Source organism: Streptococcus parasanguinis (genome assembly GCF_047465465.1).
GTDB lineage: Bacteria > Bacillota > Bacilli > Lactobacillales > Streptococcaceae > Streptococcus > Streptococcus parasanguinis_AI.
This window is the reverse complement of record NZ_JASGZU010000001.1, coordinates 844,675-864,071: the sequence shown is the minus strand read 5'-3', so window position 1 is coordinate 864,071 and position 19,397 is coordinate 844,675. Positions and strand designations below refer to the sequence as shown.

The 19,397-nt window shown below is 42.1% G+C and carries 18 protein-coding genes; 14 read left to right on the top strand and 4 right to left on the bottom strand.

The features are described 5' to 3' along the window. Positions 1-81: 81 nt before the first annotated feature. Positions 82-750 (top strand): MIP/aquaporin family protein, encoded by a 669-nt coding sequence (locus QM351_RS04325; protein WP_045759670.1) that lies wholly within the window; start codon positions 82-84, stop codon positions 748-750. Positions 751-779: 29 nt separating this feature from the next. On the opposite strand, the gene QM351_RS04320 is transcribed toward QM351_RS04325, so the two are convergent. Beyond that, entirely contained in the window at positions 780-1,637 is an 858-nt protein-coding gene (locus QM351_RS04320; RefSeq protein ID WP_155124736.1) for a metallophosphoesterase, read from the bottom strand. A 175-nt stretch (positions 1,638-1,812) separates the two neighbouring features. On the opposite strand from QM351_RS04320, the gene prfB reads away from it, so the two are divergent. The 3 genes from prfB (at position 1,813) to ftsX (ending at position 4,564) form a co-directional block, all read left to right on the top strand. Then, a protein-coding gene (prfB, locus tag QM351_RS04315) for a peptide chain release factor 2 (RefSeq protein WP_141754487.1) occupies positions 1,813-2,908 on the top strand; the annotation gives its coding sequence in 2 pieces (ribosomal slippage) (positions 1,813-1,884 and positions 1,886-2,908; 1,095 coding nt in all). A 44-nt stretch (positions 2,909-2,952) separates the two neighbouring features. Further along, positions 2,953-3,645, top strand: a complete 693-nt coding sequence (gene ftsE, locus QM351_RS04310) for a cell division ATP-binding protein FtsE (protein WP_003008021.1) — start codon at positions 2,953-2,955, stop codon at positions 3,643-3,645. Next, entirely contained in the window at positions 3,638-4,564 is a 927-nt protein-coding gene (gene ftsX, locus QM351_RS04305; protein WP_042759907.1) for a permease-like cell division protein FtsX, read from the top strand. The genes ftsE and ftsX overlap by 8 nt, the downstream gene beginning before the upstream one ends. A 69-nt stretch (positions 4,565-4,633) precedes the next feature. Here ftsX and QM351_RS04300 read toward each other — a convergent pair whose 3' ends face one another. Further along, a complete protein-coding gene (locus tag QM351_RS04300; protein ID WP_414326696.1) occupies positions 4,634-5,275 on the bottom strand; it encodes an MBL fold metallo-hydrolase in 642 nt (213 codons plus the stop codon). A 118-nt stretch (positions 5,276-5,393) separates the two neighbouring features. On the opposite strand from QM351_RS04300, the gene QM351_RS04295 reads away from it, so the two are divergent. The 9 genes from QM351_RS04295 (at position 5,394) to QM351_RS04255 (ending at position 17,062) form a co-directional block, all read left to right on the top strand. Continuing rightward, positions 5,394-7,847, top strand: a complete 2,454-nt coding sequence (locus QM351_RS04295; RefSeq protein ID WP_414326722.1) for a bifunctional DnaQ family exonuclease/ATP-dependent helicase — start codon at positions 5,394-5,396, stop codon at positions 7,845-7,847. A gap of 4 nt (positions 7,848-7,851) precedes the next feature. Continuing rightward, positions 7,852-8,832: a YeiH family protein gene (locus QM351_RS04290; RefSeq protein ID WP_414326695.1), complete on the top strand. Its 981-nt coding sequence runs from the start codon at positions 7,852-7,854 to the stop codon at positions 8,830-8,832. Positions 8,833-8,865: 33 nt separating this feature from the next. Continuing rightward, positions 8,866-10,095, top strand: a complete 1,230-nt coding sequence (locus tag QM351_RS04285; RefSeq protein ID WP_414326694.1) for an FtsW/RodA/SpoVE family cell cycle protein — start codon at positions 8,866-8,868, stop codon at positions 10,093-10,095. A 19-nt stretch (positions 10,096-10,114) separates the two neighbouring features. Further along, the gene (locus QM351_RS04280) at positions 10,115-10,666 is read left to right on the top strand and encodes a DJ-1 family glyoxalase III (RefSeq protein ID WP_023918632.1); all 552 of its coding nucleotides are present in this window, start codon (positions 10,115-10,117) and stop codon (positions 10,664-10,666) included. A 165-nt stretch (positions 10,667-10,831) separates the two neighbouring features. Then, positions 10,832-11,395, top strand: coding sequence for an HAD-IA family hydrolase (locus tag QM351_RS04275; protein WP_195487656.1), 564 nt, complete (start codon positions 10,832-10,834; stop codon positions 11,393-11,395). Between the two features lie 12 nt (positions 11,396-11,407). Further along, a complete protein-coding gene (gene gyrB, locus QM351_RS04270; RefSeq protein ID WP_414326693.1) occupies positions 11,408-13,357 on the top strand; it encodes a DNA topoisomerase (ATP-hydrolyzing) subunit B in 1,950 nt (649 codons plus the stop codon). 86 nt (positions 13,358-13,443) lie between these two features. Then, entirely contained in the window at positions 13,444-15,168 is a 1,725-nt protein-coding gene (ezrA, locus tag QM351_RS04265; protein ID WP_414326692.1) for a septation ring formation regulator EzrA, read from the top strand. Positions 15,169-15,281: 113 nt separating this feature from the next. Then, positions 15,282-15,950: a phosphoserine phosphatase SerB gene (gene serB, locus QM351_RS04260; RefSeq protein ID WP_414326691.1), complete on the top strand. Its 669-nt coding sequence runs from the start codon at positions 15,282-15,284 to the stop codon at positions 15,948-15,950. After that, positions 15,935-17,062 (top strand): glycerate kinase, encoded by a 1,128-nt coding sequence (locus QM351_RS04255; RefSeq protein ID WP_414326690.1) that lies wholly within the window; start codon positions 15,935-15,937, stop codon positions 17,060-17,062. The genes serB and QM351_RS04255 overlap by 16 nt, the downstream gene beginning before the upstream one ends. A gap of 31 nt (positions 17,063-17,093) precedes the next feature. Here QM351_RS04255 and QM351_RS04250 read toward each other — a convergent pair whose 3' ends face one another. Beyond that, positions 17,094-17,546: a DUF1694 domain-containing protein gene (locus QM351_RS04250; protein ID WP_414326689.1), complete on the bottom strand. Its 453-nt coding sequence runs from the start codon at positions 17,544-17,546 to the stop codon at positions 17,094-17,096. 211 nt (positions 17,547-17,757) lie between these two features. Here QM351_RS04250 and eno point away from each other — a divergent pair, with 211 nt between their 5' ends. Beyond that, complete coding sequence (gene eno, locus QM351_RS04245; RefSeq protein ID WP_021153554.1) at positions 17,758-19,062, top strand: surface-displayed alpha-enolase; 1,305 nt, start codon at positions 17,758-17,760, stop codon at positions 19,060-19,062. Between the two features lie 103 nt (positions 19,063-19,165). On the opposite strand, the gene QM351_RS04240 is transcribed toward eno, so the two are convergent. Then, positions 19,166-19,351, bottom strand: a complete 186-nt coding sequence (locus QM351_RS04240) for a hypothetical protein (RefSeq protein ID WP_049497454.1) — start codon at positions 19,349-19,351, stop codon at positions 19,166-19,168. Positions 19,352-19,397 lie beyond the last annotated feature (46 nt).

Genomic DNA, 19,397 nt, shown 5'->3' with positions numbered 1-19,397 from the left:
AAAATATACTGGGCATATTTCTTGAGGTACGTGTGGATTTTTGATAAACTAGTCAACAGTTTGAAGAAAGGAAACTTAGTTATGAAAAAGTTTTTTGCTGAAGTAATCGGCACATTTATGCTTGTCTTTATCGGGACTGGCGCAGTTGTTTTTGGAAATGGAACAGAAGGTCTGGGACATTTAGGAATAGCCTTGGCATTCGGTTTATCCATTGTTGCAGCAGCTTACTCAATTGGGACTGTTTCTGGTGCCCACTTGAACCCGGCTGTTTCGATTGCCATGTTTGTGAACAAACGCTTGTCTTCAAAGGACTTGGTTAATTATATTGCAGCTCAAGTAGTGGGGGCGGTTCTCGCATCTGCAACAGTACTCTTCCTCTTGTCAAATTCAGGTATGTCAACAGCTAGTCTTGGTGAAAATGCCCTAGCGAAGGGTGTGACTCCATTTGGCGGATTCTTGTTTGAAGTAATTGCTTCCTTTATCTTTATTTTGGTCATCATGACAGTGACATCAGCTACCAAAGGTAATGGCAAGATCGCTGGTCTTGTGATCGGTTTGAGCTTGACTTTGATTATTCTTGTTGGTTTGAACATTACAGGACTTTCTGTTAACCCAGCTCGTAGCTTGGCACCTGCCCTCTTTGTTGGTGGTGCAGCCCTTCAACAAATTTGGATCTTTATCTTGGCTCCAATTGTCGGTGGTGTTCTGGCTGCAATCGTTGCAAAAAATCTCTTGGATACAGAAGAGTAAAAAAATTGGTTGCGAAGGAACCAATTTTTTTATAGTTCAAGGATCGCCATGGCTTGAGAAAATTCATGAGCGAGCTTTTTTTTCTTGTATGCTTTAAATTCGGGGAGGTCTTTGATTCTGCGATAGCGTTTGTAGGGATCGTATCGTTTTGAAAAATCATATTCAGGAAAAGCTTCGAAAAATTGTTTGCAGAGCTCCCATTCTCGGACATAGCCTAAAGGTCTAGCATGATAGGTGATGTTGTCAATCGTTGTTGCTGGCATTCGGTGGTGGCTATGACCAAAAATCACTTCTCTGACAGGATATTGCCTAAACAGATCATGAAAGGCTTGGCTACCTAGAAAAGCATTAAAGCGTTCAAAATAAGGGTGGCGCAGGAGAAACTGACTATGAGGAACAAAGTGCATGGCGATAATCAAGGGTTGATCCACTTGCATGAGCTCTTGTTCCAGCTCTTGCAAAAGATTTTTGGTAATGGCTGGATCAGATCCCCTTCGTTGGAGGCGTCTGTCAAACCAAAACAGATTCTTGGTTTGAAGATGTTTTTGGGGAGAGACGGTAGGAACAAAGCTGTAGTCATACCAGCCCGAAAAAGCAAGAAGCGTATGATTGGAGAAGGGAATCTTTTGAAATTCAAAAGGTCTTATGGCTTCTTCTGATAGGCCCAGCATATCATGATTTCCCAAGCTAAAGGTCACAGGAAGGTGACATTGAAGTTGGTCTAAAAATTCCTGTGAGGTCTTTTCAAAGCCGTTGGCAATATCTCCTGCAATATGGAGATGTTGAATTTTTTTGTCCTTGAAAAGAGTGATCAGGGTCTCTAATTCTTCTTTGCCGAAGTTGTTCGAATCAATATGTAAATCGGACATAAAAGCTACTGTTGTCATGCTACCAGTCTAGCATAAGAGGATCTTTTTTTCTAACATTTAGGTTACAAATGAATAGAAAAAATGCTGAAAATCAGCTGGCTTGGCAGTGGTCAACTAGCAGATCCAATATTGGAAGGTGGGCAAATAGTGAAGGTTATGATATAATAGACTAGATACATAGAAAGAGGTACTTATGGACATTTCAGAAATTCGTCAAAAAATTGACGCAAATCGTGAAAAATTAGCTTCTTTCAGGGGGTCTCTTTGACTTAGAGGCATTGGAAGAAGAAATTGCCATTTTCGAAAATAAAATGACAGAACCTGATTTTTGGGATGATAATATTGCTGCGCAAAAGACATCTCAAGAATTAAATGAACTCAAGCAGACCTATGAAAATTTCCATCAAATGGTGGATCTCTTTGATGAGTCAGAAATCTTACTGGACTTTTTGGCAGAAGACGATTCGGTCAAGGAAGAATTGATCGAGAAGTTGGAGGAGCTGGATAAACGTATGACCAGCTATGAGATGACCTTACTATTGTCTGAACCTTATGACAATAATAATGCCATCTTAGAAATCCACCCAGGTTCAGGAGGAACAGAAGCTCAGGACTGGGGCGACATGCTTCTTCGGATGTATACTCGTTTTGGAAATGCTCACGGCTTTAAAGTTGAAGTCTTGGACTATCAGGCTGGAGATGAGGCTGGAATCAAGTCTGTGACCTTATCTTTTGAAGGGCCACATGCATACGGTCTTCTGAAATCTGAAATGGGGGTACACCGTTTGGTTCGAATCTCTCCATTTGACTCTGCTAAACGGCGTCATACGTCTTTTACATCTGTTGAGGTTATGCCCGAATTAGACGATACCATCGAGGTTGAAGTTCGTGATGATGATATCAAGATGGATACCTTCCGCTCTGGTGGAGCTGGTGGACAAAACGTCAACAAGGTCTCTACAGGGGTGCGCTTGACCCACATTCCGACAGGGATTGTAGTGGCATCCACCGTGGATCGAACCCAATACGGGAACCGTGATCGTGCGATGAAGATGTTGCAGGCTAAACTCTACCAATTAGAGCAAGAGAAAAAAGCAGCAGAAGTGGATTCTCTAAAAGGGGATAAAAAAGAAATCACCTGGGGAAGTCAAATCCGCTCCTATGTTTTTACCCCTTACACCATGGTTAAGGATCACCGGACCAACTACGAAGTAGCGCAGGTAGACAAGGTGATGGATGGAGATATCGATGGCTTTATCGATGCCTACCTTAAATGGCGTCTCCAATAACCTCGAGGGAATCAACCAGAAAAGAATGAAAGGAATTTCATTACATGTCAATGATTGAAATGAAAGATGTTGTCAAAAAGTATGACAACGGGACGACGGCCCTTCGCGGGGTCTCTGTCCAAATTGAACCAGGAGAATTTGCCTACATCGTAGGACCTTCTGGTGCAGGGAAGTCGACCTTTATTCGACTTTTATACCGTGAAGTCAAACACGATAAAGGAAGTTTGAAAGTAGCTGATTTTGATTTGGATAAAATCAAAAAACGCGATATTCCTATGTTGCGACGCAATGTGGGAGTGGTCTTCCAAGATTATAAATTGCTTCCAAAGAAAACCGTTTATGAAAATATTGCCTACGCTATGCAAGTTATCGGTGAGCGCCGTCGCAATATTAAAAAGCGTGTGATGGAAGTTTTGGATCTTGTCGGATTGAAACACAAGGTCCGCTCATTCCCGAATGAATTGTCCGGTGGGGAGCAACAACGGATTGCGATTGCTCGTGCGATCGTCAACAATCCGAAAGTCTTGATTGCGGATGAGCCAACGGGGAACTTGGACCCAGATAATTCATGGGAAATCATGAATCTTTTGGAGCGGATTAATCTGCAAGGGACCACAGTATTGATGGCGACCCACAATAGCCAGATTGTAAATACTTTACGTCACCGTGTCATCGCGATTGAAAATGGTCGTGTAGTGCGTGATGAAGCGGAAGGAGAGTACGGATACGATGATTAGAAGATTTTTCCGACACTTAATCGAATCGCTTAAAAGCTTGAAACGAAATGGTTGGATGACGATTGCAGCGGTCAGCTCGGTTATGATTACCCTTAGCTTGGTTGCTATTTTCGCCTCAGTTATTGCCAATACCATCAAGCTTTCAGATGATATTCAAAACAGTGTGCGGGTTGTAGTATACATGCGCAAGGATATTCAAGATCAGAGCGAGCAGATTGAAAAAGACGGTCAAACCGTGACCAATGAAAACTACCATAAGGTCTACGATGCTCTGACAGCCATGAAGCATGTTGACAAGGTTGATTTTTCTAGCAAGGAAGAGCAGTATGATAAACTGATCAAAACGGCTGGGAACAACTGGAAGATTTTTGATGGAGATGCCAATCCTCTCTATGATGCTTATTATGTAGAGACAACAGCTCCTAAATATGTAAAGCAAGTTTCGGCTGATGCCAAAAAAATTGAAGGGGTCTCTGAAGTTAAAGATGGTGGGGTCGATACCCAACGCTTGTTTGCTCTTGGAACCTTCATCCGAAACTGGGGCTTGATTGGTGTAGCTTTATTGATCTTCATCGCAGTCTTCTTGATTTCAAATACCATTCGGATTACCATCATTTCACGTAGTCGTGAGATTAAGATTATGCGACTGGTAGGAGCAAAAAATGGCTATATTCGTGCACCATTCCTTTTAGAAGGTGCTTGGATCGGTCTTTTGGGAGCCTTGGTTCCTTCAGCTTTAGTCTTCTACGTTTATAATGTTGTCTATACATCTATGAACAATAATTTGGCAGATCAAAACTTGTATCTCTATAGTCCTCATCTCTTGGTACCGATCATGGTCGGTGGCCTCTTTGGATTAGGAATTTTGATTGGAGCGATTGGTTCTTCAATCTCCATGAGACGTTTTCTTAAGATATAATAAAAAAGCAAGTTCGCACTTGCTTTTTTTGTCTACTTTTATGAGGACAGGAAGGATGATAAGGACTCTTTAGGATTGTCTAAAGAAGGGATTGAACATCTTCTCGTGACCAATAGAAGTTTCAGGGCCATGACCGGGATAGACAGTGTAGGAAGATGGAAGGGTAAAGAGCTCTTCTCTGATACTGCTAAGTAACTGTGTCGCGTTCCCTGTCGGAAGATCGGTCCGTCCGATAGTTTCGCGAAAAAGGGCATCACCGGATAGAACCAGGTGATCCTCAGGAAAGACGATAGAGACTCCTCCTGCAGAGTGGCCTGGTGTCTCCAGAACATAAAAGTGGAAATCAGCTATTTGGTAATCGGAGCGAATGTCATAAAGGAAGTCGGCCTCCTTGCATACCACATCTTCTAAATCCGCATGACGATCCAAACCAGATAAATTATCGACAGGAGAAGACAACCAACTGGCTTCTGCTGAATGGACATAAACAGGTGGGAAATGATAGGTCTGACGAACCTTTTCAAGACTCATAATGTGATCGTAATGCGTATGGGTTAAAAGAATCGCTACGATTGGTTTTCCGATGCGATCTATTTGTTTTTGAATAGTCGCCCAGTCGCTACCTGGATCGACAAGAATGAGGGAGTGTTCATTTTCAAGGTAGTAGGTGTTTTCATAAGCTACAGGATTAACAGTACGATAGATTTTCATAAGGACTCCTTTCTAGAATAGTGTATCAAATTGCAAGGAAAATAACAGGATTGAAGTCAACATGAAAGGAGAAAAAAATCTGCAGAGCTTGCTCAAACGTGATATAATTTTAAGTATTATGACAAGACAGAAACGGAAATATGCCATTGTGGATCTGGAAGCGACCAGTGCTGGAAGCAATGCTAAGATCATTCAGGTTGGGATTGTCATCATCGAAGATGGGAGGATTACGCAATCCTATGAGACGGATGTGAATCCCCATGAACGATTGGATGAGCATATCAAACAATTGACTGGCCTGACAGATGCTCGCTTGAAAAAAGCACCAGAGTTTGCACAAGTGGCAAAAGAAATTTTTGAATTAATAGAAGATGCCGTCTTTGTGGCCCATAATGTCAAATTTGATGCGAATTTATTAGCAGAAGCCCTCTTTTGGGAAGGATTTGAGCTAACGACTCCTCGGATTGATACGGTTGAATTGTCTCAAATTTTCTATCCGACTTTAGAACGCTACAATTTAGGAGCGCTTGCAGCTGAACTGGAAATTGAGTTGCACCATGCTCACTCCGCTTTAGCGGATGCTATGGCAACAGCCCAGCTACTGTTGAAATTGAGAGAGAAAATTGCGAGCTTACCGAGAGGATTGATCGAAAAACTTCTTTCGATGGCAGATTGTTTGATTTATGAATCACGACTCTTAATAGAAGATGCGCTTGAAGACAGTAGCCTTTTTTTACCAGCTCATTTAGTAGAAGTTCATGGTCTCTATCTGCGCAAGCCACAGCAGTTTTTAGAAAGTCGTCATTTGTCTGAACAGTTTGAACTCAATATGCAGCTGTTGGGAATGGAGGCTTATCCGGAGCAGAGAGAATTTGTTGCCTATATCGAGGATAGTTTGCAACAGCCACTTCCGAGTTTTATTGAAGCGCCAACGGGTATCGGGAAGACATACGCTTATCTATTAACGCTTTTGGCGAAAACCTCTAAGCGCATTCTTGTCAGTGTTCCCACTAAAATTCTTCAGGATCAAATTATGAAGAAGGAAGGAAAGACCATCCAAGATCTTTTCCAAATTCCCTTTCATAGCCTGAAAAGTCCCAAGGATTACATCCAACTCGATAAATTTTATGAGGCCTTACAGAGTGAGTCAGATAATGGGATGATCCGACGCTTTAAAATGCAACTGTTGGTTTGGCTGACGATGACAGAAACGGGAGAGCTCAGTGAAATTGGTCAACTCTATCGTCATCTTCATTTTGTAGCTGACATTTGCCACGATGGCCAATTGTCGAAACGTTCGCTTTTTTATCAGGAAGATTTTTGGCGTCTCGGCCAGGAAAAAGTGAAAACCAGCCGAGTAATTCTGACCAATCATGCCTATCTGTTAACCCGTCTAGAAGATGATAAGAGTCTACTTCAAGAATCTGTTCTGGTAGTGGATGAAGCGCAAAAACTCTTCTTTGCTTTGGAGCAGTTTTCACAGAGAGAAGAAACCTTGCAATCTCTTCTTCTAAGCTTGCAACACGCTATTGAAGAGGAAAAAGATCTGCTGCAACGGCGTTTGCTGGAAAGTATTCAATTTGAGTTAAATGCCTGCTCTAAGGAAGTTGTACAAGGAAAAACAGCGATCTTATCAGATCAAACAGTGGCAAAAATTCGACAGGATGTATCGGAATTAAAAAACGAATCTCTAGAGAATCTAAGAGAATTGTTTGATGAGCGCTACCAGATTTTTTGGATGGACAAGGAAGTGGTCGAAAGCCACCAGATTCTTCGTCTCCATGGAGGAGTGGAGGACTTGCTATCCTTTAAGGAGTTTGTGCCTGAAGAAGTTCCCGTGCTCTTTGTATCAGCGACGATCGCGATCAGTAAAAAGGTGCATTTACCTGCCCTTTTGGGATACCAAGAGCAGCAAATCTACCGGGTGCCAATAACAGTCAAACAACACCAGGAATTGTTGGTGCCGATAGATTTTCCAGATGTCGTTTCTTTATCTTCCGTGGAGTATGCAGGAGAGATTTGTCAGCTCATCGATGAACTCCTTCCTCTAAGAAAACCAATTTTTCTTTTGTTTACCTCAAAAGAATTGTTACTGGAGACGTCAAACGCATTGAAGTTTCCTCATTTGGCCCAGTATCGAAATGGCGATGCAGCTAATATTAAGCGACGATTTGACCGAGGAGAAAGCTCTATTTTATTGGGAACAGGAAGCTTCTGGGAGGGTGTCGATTTTTCCCAACAAAAAGAAGTGATTCAAATCATCACGCGCCTTCCTTTTGACAACCCCAAAGATTATATGGTTCAAAAGCTGAATACCCAACTCAGAGAACAGGGGAAAAATCCCTTTTATGACTATAGCCTTCCGGTCGCGATTTTAAGGCTCAAACAGGCTATTGGGAGAACCAGCCGTTTTCAAGACCAGGAATCGTTGGTCCTCTTATTGGATCAGCGAGTGGTGACCAAACGATATGGAAAACAAATTTTAGATGGTTTGCAGCAAGTGTTGCCCCTTCACACGACAGTGAGAGAGCGGCTTGTTGAGCAAGCAGCTGACTTTTTTGAAAGGAATTGAGAGAATGAAAAATAAAGGACTTGGACTTGCAATTGCATTTGTACTGGCTCTTTGCGCCATGTTTTTGGGAACTTTCTTTCCCATCATTGGCTCCAGTGTCTTTGCTTTGATTTTAGGAATTGTCCTCAATGAATTAGTAGATTTGCCAGAGAATTCACGACCAGGACTGAACTGGTCCGGTAAGAAATTATTGCAGTATTCGATTATCTTCATGGGATTTAGCTTGCCGATTGCGACGGTTGCCTCTACAGGCTTGTCTTCTTTGAAGATTAGTCTGCCAACGATAACAGTTGCCTTTCTTGCAGCGATGATCTTTGGGAAAGTCTTCCATCTGAAATCTCACCTACGGACCTTAATTGGGTTTGGTACAGCTATTTGTGGTGGATCTGCTATCGCAGCAGCTGCGCCGATCATTGAAGCAGACGAAGAGGAAATTGCCTTATCTATGTCAACCATCTTCTTCTTCAACATTTTGGCTGTCTTTATCTTTCCAGTATTAGGGCATGTATGGCATATGTCTAATTTTCAATTTGGCCTCTGGTCAGGAACAGCTATTAACGATACGTCATCAGTTGTAGCAGCAGCGTTTTCTTATAGTAAGGCGGCGGGTGAAATGGCGACCATTGTTAAGTTAACACGCGCCCTGATGATTGTACCAGTTTGTTTGGGCTTGATCGGTTTAAAATGGTATCGGAGCAAGCAACAAGGAAGAAACAAAGGAATGTTAAAGAAAATTATTCCTTGGTTCATCATTTGGTTTATTGTGGCTTCTATTCTTTCATCTATTGATTTGGTACCTAAAGTGGTTCTTCCTTACCTAAAGGACCTTTCTCACCTCTTTATGGCCATGGCCTTGGTCGGAATCGGAAGCAAGGTTTCTTGGAAACAGTTCCGTGCAGCAGGAGCAGCCCCTCTTTTAGTAGGGTTGATTGCTTGGTTTTGTGTAGCAGGATCTAGCTTGGTTCTACAAATGTTGTTCTATTAATTGATTTGATGATTCTCACAGAAAGGAACGTGAATGAAGAAACATCATTTTTGGACGATTCACCTGGATTATTCCATCATTGGGATTGTCTTCACCCTTCTTATGATTGGGATCTTATCTGTTTATGTAGCAGTTTCTCACGACTATCCCCAAATGGTGTGGCCTTTTTTAGGGCAGCAATTGGCCTGGATTGGTGTGGGATGCGTCATTTGCCTGATTGTGACGATTTTTAGCACGAAATTTCTTTGGAAAATCACTCCCTTTCTTTACCTGCTTGGCCTAGCCTTGATGGTTCTTCCTCTTGTGTTTTATAATCCCAACTTGGTAGCTTCAACAGGAGCTAAAAACTGGGTGGCTTATGGGAACATCACCTTATTTCAGCCCTCAGAATTTATGAAGATCCCCTTCATCCTGATGCTGTCACGCTCTATTGTCCGATTTTTGCAAAGAAATAAGGGGCGTGAGCGATTATTACGACAAGATTGGTTTTTGATTCTAGAGTTGACCATCTATACGATTCCGGTCTTTGCCTTATTGGCTCTCCAACAGGACTTGGGAACGGCCTTAGTATTCTTGGCCATTTTTGCGGGCTTAGTGCTCGTTTCAGGAGTTTCCTGGAAAATTATCTTGCCGGTCATCTTGCTTCTGGCAGGTGGATTAGCAGGCTTTCTCTTCCTCTTTCTTTCAGAAGGGGGGCGAGCTTTTCTGCACCAGCAAGTAGGGATGCCAACCTATCAGATGAACCGTATTTTAGCCTGGTTAAATCCTTTTGACTATGCACAAACCACCACCTACCAGCAGGCACAAGGACAGCTAGCTATTGCTAGTGGTGGTCTCTTTGGGCAAGGCTTTAATGTCTCCAATTTATTGGTTCCCGTACGGGAAAGCGATATGATTTTTACGGTCGTCGCAGAAGACTTTGGCTTTGTTGGAGCTCTGGTGCTGTTGATTTTATATGTGACCCTGATTTACCGCATTTTAAAAATTACCCTCCAGTCCAATAACCAATTTTATACCTATATTTCCATCGGATTTATCATGATGCTGGTCTTTCATATTTTTGAAAATGTCGGAGCAGTAACGGGTCTTCTCCCTTTGACGGGGATTCCCCTCCCCTTTATCTCACAAGGTGGATCGTCTATTATTAGTAATCTGATTGGTATTGGTCTGGTCCTCTCAATATATAATCATAGTAGCAAAAAGAAAGAGCCAGAAGAAGGGCCTCCAATCCGTAAAAAAGTAGTCCTTAAAAAGGCGCAATAGATAGAAAGAAGGAATGAAAATGAAAAAAGTAGCAACGATTTTAGCAAACGGTTTTGAAGAAATTGAAGCCTTGACCATTGTCGATGTTTTGAGACGGGCTGGGATCGACTGTGACCTTATTGGCATGGAAGAAACGGTCACAGGTTCTCACCAGATCACAGTGGAAGTCGATCGCCTCTGGAATGGGGACCTGTCAGATTATGATGGAATCTTCTTACCAGGTGGGATGCCGGGAGCTGCGAATTTGCGGGATAATTCGGAATTGATTGCAGCTCTTCAAGAAGAAAGTAGAAAAGGAAAAATCATTTCTGCGATTTGTGCAGCACCAATTGTCTTGGCGCGTGCCGGCCTCTTAAAAGATAAACACTATACGTGTTACGATGGTTTTGAAGAAGAGATTCAAGATGGACACTATCAGAAAGAAACAGTGGTGAAAGACGGTAATCTCTTGACCAGTCGTGGTCCTTCAACTGCGCTTGCCTTAGCCTATGCCTTGGTAGAACAGTTTGGAGGAGATGCCCAAAGCCTTCGTCAAGGAATGCTCTATCAAGATGTCTTTGGAGATGCTTAAAATTGCTCTTTTGGACACCATATTTTCTGGTGAAAGTTTACATTCTATGACGGAAAATGACTTCTCTATGATTTAAAATGAAATGACCGTAAAAAATGGCTAAAATCCCCCCTAAATGAGGGTTTTAGCTTATTTTTTTTGTCCATTTGTGGTATAATATTGACTATGAATTATCATGATTTTATATGGGATCTTGGTGGGACGCTATTGGATAATTACGAAACGTCCACAAATGCCTTTGTAGCGACATTGAAGGACTTTCACATCCAAGCCGATCATGATTCTGTTTATGCAGCGTTAAAAATCTCAACACAGGATGCTATCCATACCTTTGCGCCTCATATTCCTAATTTTCGTACGGAATACAAGAAAAAAGAAGCCTTAGGTTTGCAAGATCCGGTTTTATTTGATGGAGCAAAAGAGTTACTAGAAGAGATTCAAGCACATGGAGGACGTCATTTTTTGGTATCTCATCGAGATCGCCAAGTTTTGACCCTTATTGATCAGACGGGCATTGCTCCCTTCTTTACTGAGATTGTAACAGCAGACGAGGGCTTTCCTCGCAAGCCAGATCCAACCTCGATGCTCTATTTGAAAGAAAAATATGGCATTCAAGATGGTCTGGTCATTGGAGATCGTCCGATCGATATAGAAGCTGGGAAGGCGGCAGGGCTGACAACTTATTTATTTGATACCATGCCCCACTTACACCAGTTTATATTTGAATAGAAAAGGGAAATTATGACAGAGGATAAACAGCAAGAAATTCAAGCGCAAGAATATGATGCCAGTCAGATTCAGGTCTTGGAAGGACTAGAAGCCGTTCGCATGCGTCCGGGGATGTATATTGGATCTACCTCAAAAGAAGGTCTTCATCATCTGGTCTGGGAAATTGTAGATAACTCGATTGACGAAGCCTTAGCCGGTTTTGCTAGCCATATTGAAGTTTTCATTGAAAAAGACAATTCGATCACGGTTGTCGATGATGGTAGGGGAATTCCAGTGGATATCCAAGAAAAGACGGGTCGACCTGCCGTTGAAACTGTCTTTACCGTGCTCCACGCGGGAGGAAAATTCGGCGGAGGTGGCTACAAGGTTTCTGGTGGTCTTCACGGGGTAGGGTCATCTGTTGTCAATGCCCTTTCCACATCCCTCGATGTTCGCGTCTATAAAAACGGCAGTATCCATTACCAAGAGTATCGTCGTGGACAAGTTGTGGATGATTTGAAAGTCATCGGAGAGACAGACCGCACAGGAACAACCGTCCACTTTATTCCAGACCCAGAAATCTTCACGGAAACCACCGAGTATGATTTTGACAAATTAAATAAACGGATTCAAGAATTAGCTTTTTTGAATCGTGGCTTGCGTATTTCTTTGACGGATAAGCGAGAAGGCTTAGAGCAAGAAAAGCATTACCACTACGAAGGTGGGATCTCTAGTTACGTCGAATACATCAATGAAAACAAAGATGTCATCTTTGAAAAACCAATCTACACAGATGGTGAAATGGATGATATTACCGTTGAAGTAGCTATGCAATATACCACAGGCTACCATGAGACGGTCATGAGTTTTGCGAATAACATTCATACCCATGAAGGTGGGACGCATGAACAGGGCTTCCGTACAGCTCTCACTCGTGTGATCAATGATTACGCTAAGAAAAATAAACTCTTAAAAGAAAACGAAGACAATCTAACTGGGGAAGATGTTCGAGAAGGCTTAACAGCAGTGATCTCTGTTAAACATCCAAATCCACAGTTTGAAGGACAAACCAAGACAAAACTTGGAAATTCAGAAGTTGTTAAGATTACCAATCGACTCTTTAGTGATGCCTTTTCTGATTTCCTTTTGGAAAATCCACAAATCGCTAAGAAAATCGTTGAAAAAGGGATTTTAGCGGCGAAAGCTCGGGTAGCTGCTAAGCGGGCACGGGAAGTGACCCGTAAGAAATCGGGACTTGAGATTTCTAACCTGCCTGGTAAATTGGCAGACTGTTCTTCAAACAACCCACAAGAAACAGAACTCTTCATCGTCGAAGGGGATTCAGCCGGTGGATCTGCAAAATCTGGTCGAAATCGGGAATTCCAAGCGATTTTACCAATCCGTGGTAAGATCTTGAACGTTGAAAAAGCAAGTATGGATAAAATTCTAGCCAATGAAGAGATCCGTAGTTTATTTACTGCTATGGGAACTGGATTTGGTGCAGAATTTGATGTTACAAAAGCGCGTTATCAAAAATTAGTCATCATGACCGATGCCGATGTCGATGGCGCTCATATCCGAACCCTTCTATTGACCTTGATCTATCGCTATATGAAACCAGTCTTGGAAGCGGGATATGTTTATATTGCGCAACCACCAATCTATGGGGTCAAAGTCGGTAGTGAAATCAAAGAATATATCCAACCTGGTGCCAACCAAGAAGCCGAATTAGCTGCAGCTTTGGAACGCTATTCAGAAGGTCGCTCAAAACCAACCATCCAACGTTATAAAGGTCTTGGAGAAATGGATGATCACCAATTGTGGGAAACAACCATGAATCCAGAACACCGCTTGATGGCACGGGTATCAGTAGACGATGCTGCGGAAGCAGATAAGATATTTGATATGTTGATGGGGGATCGGGTGGAACCGCGTCGTGAATTCATCGAAGAAAATGCTGAATATAGTACACTCGATGTATAAAATTTACTGAACGCTTCCCATTAATGGATATTTTATGGTATAATGACAAGGATTACGTGCAAGTAATACGATGAAGGAGTTTTTATATGTCTAGTGGACTAATTGCTCTCATCTTTGTTGTAGCCCTTATCTTGATTGTCGGATATGTGGTTGCAGTAATTTTGAGAAAACGAAATGAAGCCTTACTGGCAGCACTGGAAGAACGAAAAGAAAGATTATACAACCTTCCAGTCAACGATGAAGTAGAGGCTGTAAAAAACATGCATTTGATTGGTCAAAGTCAAATTGCATTTCGTGAATGGAATCAAAAATGGGTAGATTTATCCTTGAATTCATTTGCTGATATCGAAAACAATCTCTTTGAAGCGGAAGGCTATAATAATTCTTTCCGTTTCATGAAGGCCAAACAAGCCATTGACAATATCGAAAGTCAGATCCAATTGATCGACGAAGATATCAAGGCGATTCGCAAAGCCCTTTCTGATCTTGAAGAGCAGGAACAAAAGAATAGCGGTCGTGTAGTTCATGCCTTAGATATGTTCGAGGAACTTCAAAAAGAAGTTACTTCGGACCCAGATCGTTATGGCAGTGCACTTCCTGAAATTGAAAAGCAAATTGGAAATATTCAATCTGAGTTTTCACAATTTGTCACCTTGAATTCTTCAGGTGACCCTGTTGAAGCAGCTGAAATCCTTGATACAGCTGAGAATCATATTGTGGCCTTAAAACAAATTGTTGAGCGAGTGCCAGAAATTGTCACCGCTCTTCAGTCAAAACTTCCAGACCAATTAGAGGATTTGGAAAGTGGCTACCGCAAGCTTTTGGAATCTGGCTACCACTTCACTGAAACAGATATTGAATCTCGTTTCCAACAGTTGCATGCTTCCTTGAAGAACAATATGGCAAATGTATCCGCGCTTGAATTGGACAATGCTATTTACGAAAATGAGCAAATTCAAGAGGAAATCGATGCATTGTATCACATCTTTACTCGTGAAATCGAATCACAAAAAGTCGTGAAGAAGTTAGTGAAACAACTGCCTGGCTATTTGAAACACGCAAAAGATAACAATAGCAACCTTGCAGCAGAAGTGGAACGCCTTGGTAAAACATTCGTCTTGAATGAAGCTTTCAGCCAACAGTTAAAAGAGTTGGAAGCTGAGCTATCTTCACAAGAAAATGTGGTAGAAGATGCCTTGAAAGATTCATCTGAAACACAAAAAGCTTATTCTATCGTAGAAGAAGAGTTAGAAGCTATTGAGGCTCGCTTGAAAGAAATCGAAGATGAGCAAATCAGCTTAAGCGATTCCCTTTCAAAAATTGAAAAAGACGATGCCAATGCTCGCCAAAAAGTCAACATCTATGCCAACCGTTTGCATGCCATTAAACGCTATATGGACAAGCGAAACTTGCCAGGAATCCCTCAAGAATTCTTGGAATTATTCTTCACAGCAAGCAACAATACAGAGGCTTTGATGGATGAGTTGGAAGGGGATAAAATCAACATCGAATCAACCAATCGTTTGTTAGATATTTTGACCAATGATATGAATGAATTGGAAGAAGCGACTTATCGAATTGTACAAAATGCTACTTTAACCGAGCAGTTGTTGCAATACTCAAACCGTTACCGTTCATTTGATGATCATGTGCAAGCAGCTTTTGATGAATCCCTTTATATTTTCGAAAGAGAATATGACTATGCAGCTTCCTTTAAGGTCATCTCAGATGCTTTGGAGATGGTAGAAGCTGGAGTGACAGATCGCTTTGTTACTTCGTATGAAAAAACTCGCGAGCAAATTCGCTTCTAATAACAAAAAAACGACTTTTTAGGAGGTCGTTTTTTTTATCTTCAAATGATCATTGAAACTTGAAATTTAAACCCTATTTTTGTATAGTAAGGGAGAAATAAGAAGGGAAAGCGATGAAAGAAGTAACAGGTCTCCTCGTTATGGATGTAGATGGAACCTTGATCCAACAAGAAGGAATTGATTTACTAGCTCAAGAAGCTGGCGTGGGACAAAAAGTAGCAGAGATCACGGCACAAGCAATGAATGGCGAGCTGGATTTTTCAGCATCTTTAGAGGCGCGTGTCGCTTTATTGAAGGGATTAGAGGCCTCTATTTTTCCGAAAATTATAGAGCAGATGGACGTCACACCGGGAGCTAAGATCTTAATCACGGAACTTCATCAAAGAGGTTACAAGGTTGGCCTTGTTTCAGGGGGATTTCATGAAGTCATCGATCCTATCGCGAGGTCTTTAGGAATTGATCTGGTTCGTGCTAATCGTTTGCAGACTTTTGATGGCCGTCTGACAGGGAAAGTGCTCGGAGAGATTGTGACCCCTGAAAGAAAAAAAGACTCTCTCCTGACATGGGCGAGAGAAAATCATATTCCACGAAGTCAGACGATTGCTATGGGAGATGGTGCCAATGATCTTCCCATGATTGAAACAGCCGGAATCGGGATTGCCTTTATGGCAAAGCCAATCGTAGCCGAACGAGCTCCATACCGTATTGAAACGAGCGATCTAAGCCTTGTTCTTGAAATTCTAGACCAGCATAGAAAGGAAACAGCATGCATATCCTACTAGCACCGGATTCTTTTAAAGAATCCTTATCCGCCAAACAAGTAGCAGAAGCCTTAAAAAAAGGATTTCAAGAGGCTCTACCAGATGCAACTTTTGACCTCCTTCCCATAGGGGATGGTGGCGAAGGAACCATGGAAACCCTAGCTAGTGTTCTAGATGTAACTGAGTACCAAACGCAAGTAACCGGACCATTTGGACAGCCTGTTTCAATGTCTTACTACCAAAAAGATGAGATGGCATTTTTTGAGATGGCCTCTCTTGTTGGCTTAGGCTCTATCCCAGCTGAAAAACGCAATCCACTAGAACTAGAGACACGAGGAATTGGTGAACTGATTTTGCAATTGGTTGACCAAGGGGTTAAAACGATCTGTGTGGGAATTGGTGGTTCAGCGACCAATGATGGTGGGATTGGGATGGCAGCCGGACTAGGGGTAGCCTTCTATGATGACCAAGGTCATCTGCTTCGTCCTGTAGGTGCTTCGATCGGTCGTGTGGATAGAATAGATACCAGTGCGGTTCCAAATGCTTTACAAGACATCGAGCTCCTGGTCTTAACGGATGTCACCAATCCTCTCTGTGGCAGTCAAGGAGCAACCTATATCTTTGGCGGGCAAAAGGGTTTGAATCCCCTTCTGTTTCCAGCTGTCGACCAGGCTATGCAGGATTTTTACCAGCTAGCAGATGCCCGAATTTTATCCATGGCTGGCGCCGGAGCTGGAGGTGGCATGGCAGCTGGCTTGGTCGCATTTGCGGGTGGTCAGGTTTCCTCAGGAATTGAGAAAAGTTTGGATCTAATCGACTTCGATCGTAAGGTTCAAAAAGCGGATCTGGTCGTCGTGGGAGAAGGTAGGATGGACCTCCAATCTCTGTCTGGAAAAGCTCCTGTCGGGGTAGCCAAACGAACACCAGATAAGATCCCAGTGCTTGCTATTTGTGGTAGCTTAGCGGACGATTTGCCAGCATTCCCAAGTCATCATATTGAGGCTGCCTTCTCTATTGTGCCAGGTCCTTGTAAGGTGGCAGATGCACTCACTCATGCTGAAAAAAATCTGATTTCCTGTGCCCGAAATATTGGGAACCTCTTAAAAATGAAAGCAAACAAAAGAACCAATTGAAAAGGAAATTCCTTTTCAATTGGTTCTTTCTTTAGTTAAAGAGGCGTTTCCAAAATGATTTTTTTTCAGGTGCTGTGCTCTCTTCTTTCTTTTCAAACAAATTTGGATACTGGAGGCTGATATCGGTTGGAGAAATTCCAGATGGATGATCAGTATGGATGATGAGACCAAAGGGAGAGTGGCGACAGTCATCTGAAACAATGCTTGCCACAAGACCAAGATCCTTTGTTTTTTTCAAATATTGAAGTTGGCTGCTTTCATCCAAGGCAGGCGAAATCTTGACCAATACAGGTTCAAAGCGTTCTGAAATGTTCGTAAGAATTGAAGAATAGTGCTCCAAATAGAGATTGTCCCTTGCCTCCTCCAAGGTACATGATGCAATCACACGCTCCTCATATGTCTCCAAAAATCGACGCTGTTCATCAGGATTGAACCGAGTAGGACCAGCAGCTTTTTCTAAAATCGTTTTATTAATATCTGTCATAAGTTTAGTATAGCATAAAGCGTAGCAGAAGAGTAGAAGAATGCTAAAAAATTAAATAAGAAGGGGAAATGGCAGAAAATAAGACAGTGGAACCGTTTTCTTGTTAAAAACTTCTCAATTTTCGTAGATTTCCTTGTTTTTTCTTGAAAAAATAGCCTAATTACGATATGATAGAGGAGTAAAAAATATAACTCAATAAGGAGAGTAAGAAATGTCAATTATTACTGATGTTTACGCTCGCGAAGTCCTAGACTCACGCGGTAACCCAACACTTGAAGTAGAAGTTTATACTGAATCAGGTGCTCATGGACGTGGTATGGTTCCATCAGGAGCTTCTACTGGTGAACACGAAGCAGTTGAACTTCGTGACGGTGACAAATCTCGTTACGGTGGTCTTGGTACTCAAAAAGCTGTTGACAACGTAAACAACATCATTGCTGAAGCTATCATCGGCTATGATGTACGTGATCAACAAGCTATCGACCGTGCTATGATCGCTCTTGACGGTACTCCTAACAAAGGTAAATTGGGAGCAAACGCAATCCTTGGTGTGTCTATCGCCGTTGCTCGTGCAGCTGCTGACTACCTTGAAATCCCACTTTACAGCTACCTTGGTGGATTCAACACTAAAGTTCTTCCAACTCCAATGATGAACATCATCAACGGTGGTTCTCACTCAGATGCTCCAATCGCTTTCCAAGAATTCATGATCGTACCTGCTGGTGCACCTACATTCAAAGAAGCTCTTCGTTGGGGTGCTGAAATCTTCCACGCTCTTAAGAAAATCCTTAAAGGTCGTGGTCTTGAAACAGCCGTTGGTGACGAAGGTGGATTCGCTCCTCGTTTCGACGGAACTGAAGATGGTGTAGAAACTATCATCGCTGCTATCGAAGCTGCTGGTTATGTTCCAGGTAAAGACGTATTTATCGGATTTGACTGTGCATCATCAGAATTCTACGATAAAGAACGCAAAGTTTACGATTACACTAAATTCGAAGGTGAAGGCGCTGCTGTCCGCACTGCTGCTGAACAAATCGACTACCTTGAAGAATTGGTAAACAAATACCCAATCATCACTATCGAAGATGGTATGGATGAAAACGACTGGGACGGTTGGAAAGCTCTTACTGAACGTCTTGGTGGTAAAGTTCAATTGGTTGGTGACGACTTCTTCGTAACAAACACTGACTACCTTTCACGTGGTATCGAAGAAAAATGTGCTAACTCTATCCTTATCAAAGTTAACCAAATCGGTACTCTTACTGAAACATTCGATGCTATCGAAATGGCTAAAGAAGCTGGTTACACTGCCGTTGTATCACACCGTTCAGGTGAAACTGAAGATTCAACAATCGCTGATATCGCAGTTGCAACAAACGCAGGACAAATCAAGACTGGTTCACTTTCACGTACAGACCGTATCGCTAAATACAACCAATTGCTTCGCATCGAAGATCAACTTGGTGAAGTAGCTGAATACCGTGGATTGAAATCATTCTACAACTTGAAAAAATAAGCTAGTTTACTAGACTAAAAAGATCCTTGAGTTTTCTCAAGGATCTTTTTTGCGATCAGCTCAAACAAAAACTCCTCAACTAAAGCGTTGAGGAGTCGTGTTATTAGAACAAGCCTTTGATTTTGTCCAAGGCACCGCTGACCATTTCATTTCCAGAAACAAGCCCTTTTGCTTGTTCAAGGTAGTCACCGAGGTTGTCTTTGTTGTCTTCAACAAATTTCTTTGCAGCGTCGAAATCTTTCTTTTCGATCATTTCTTTTACTTGATTAAATAAGTCCATTGGATTCATGCTTGGATCTCCTAAAATATAAGTTATGAAATCAGGCTTGCGCCTT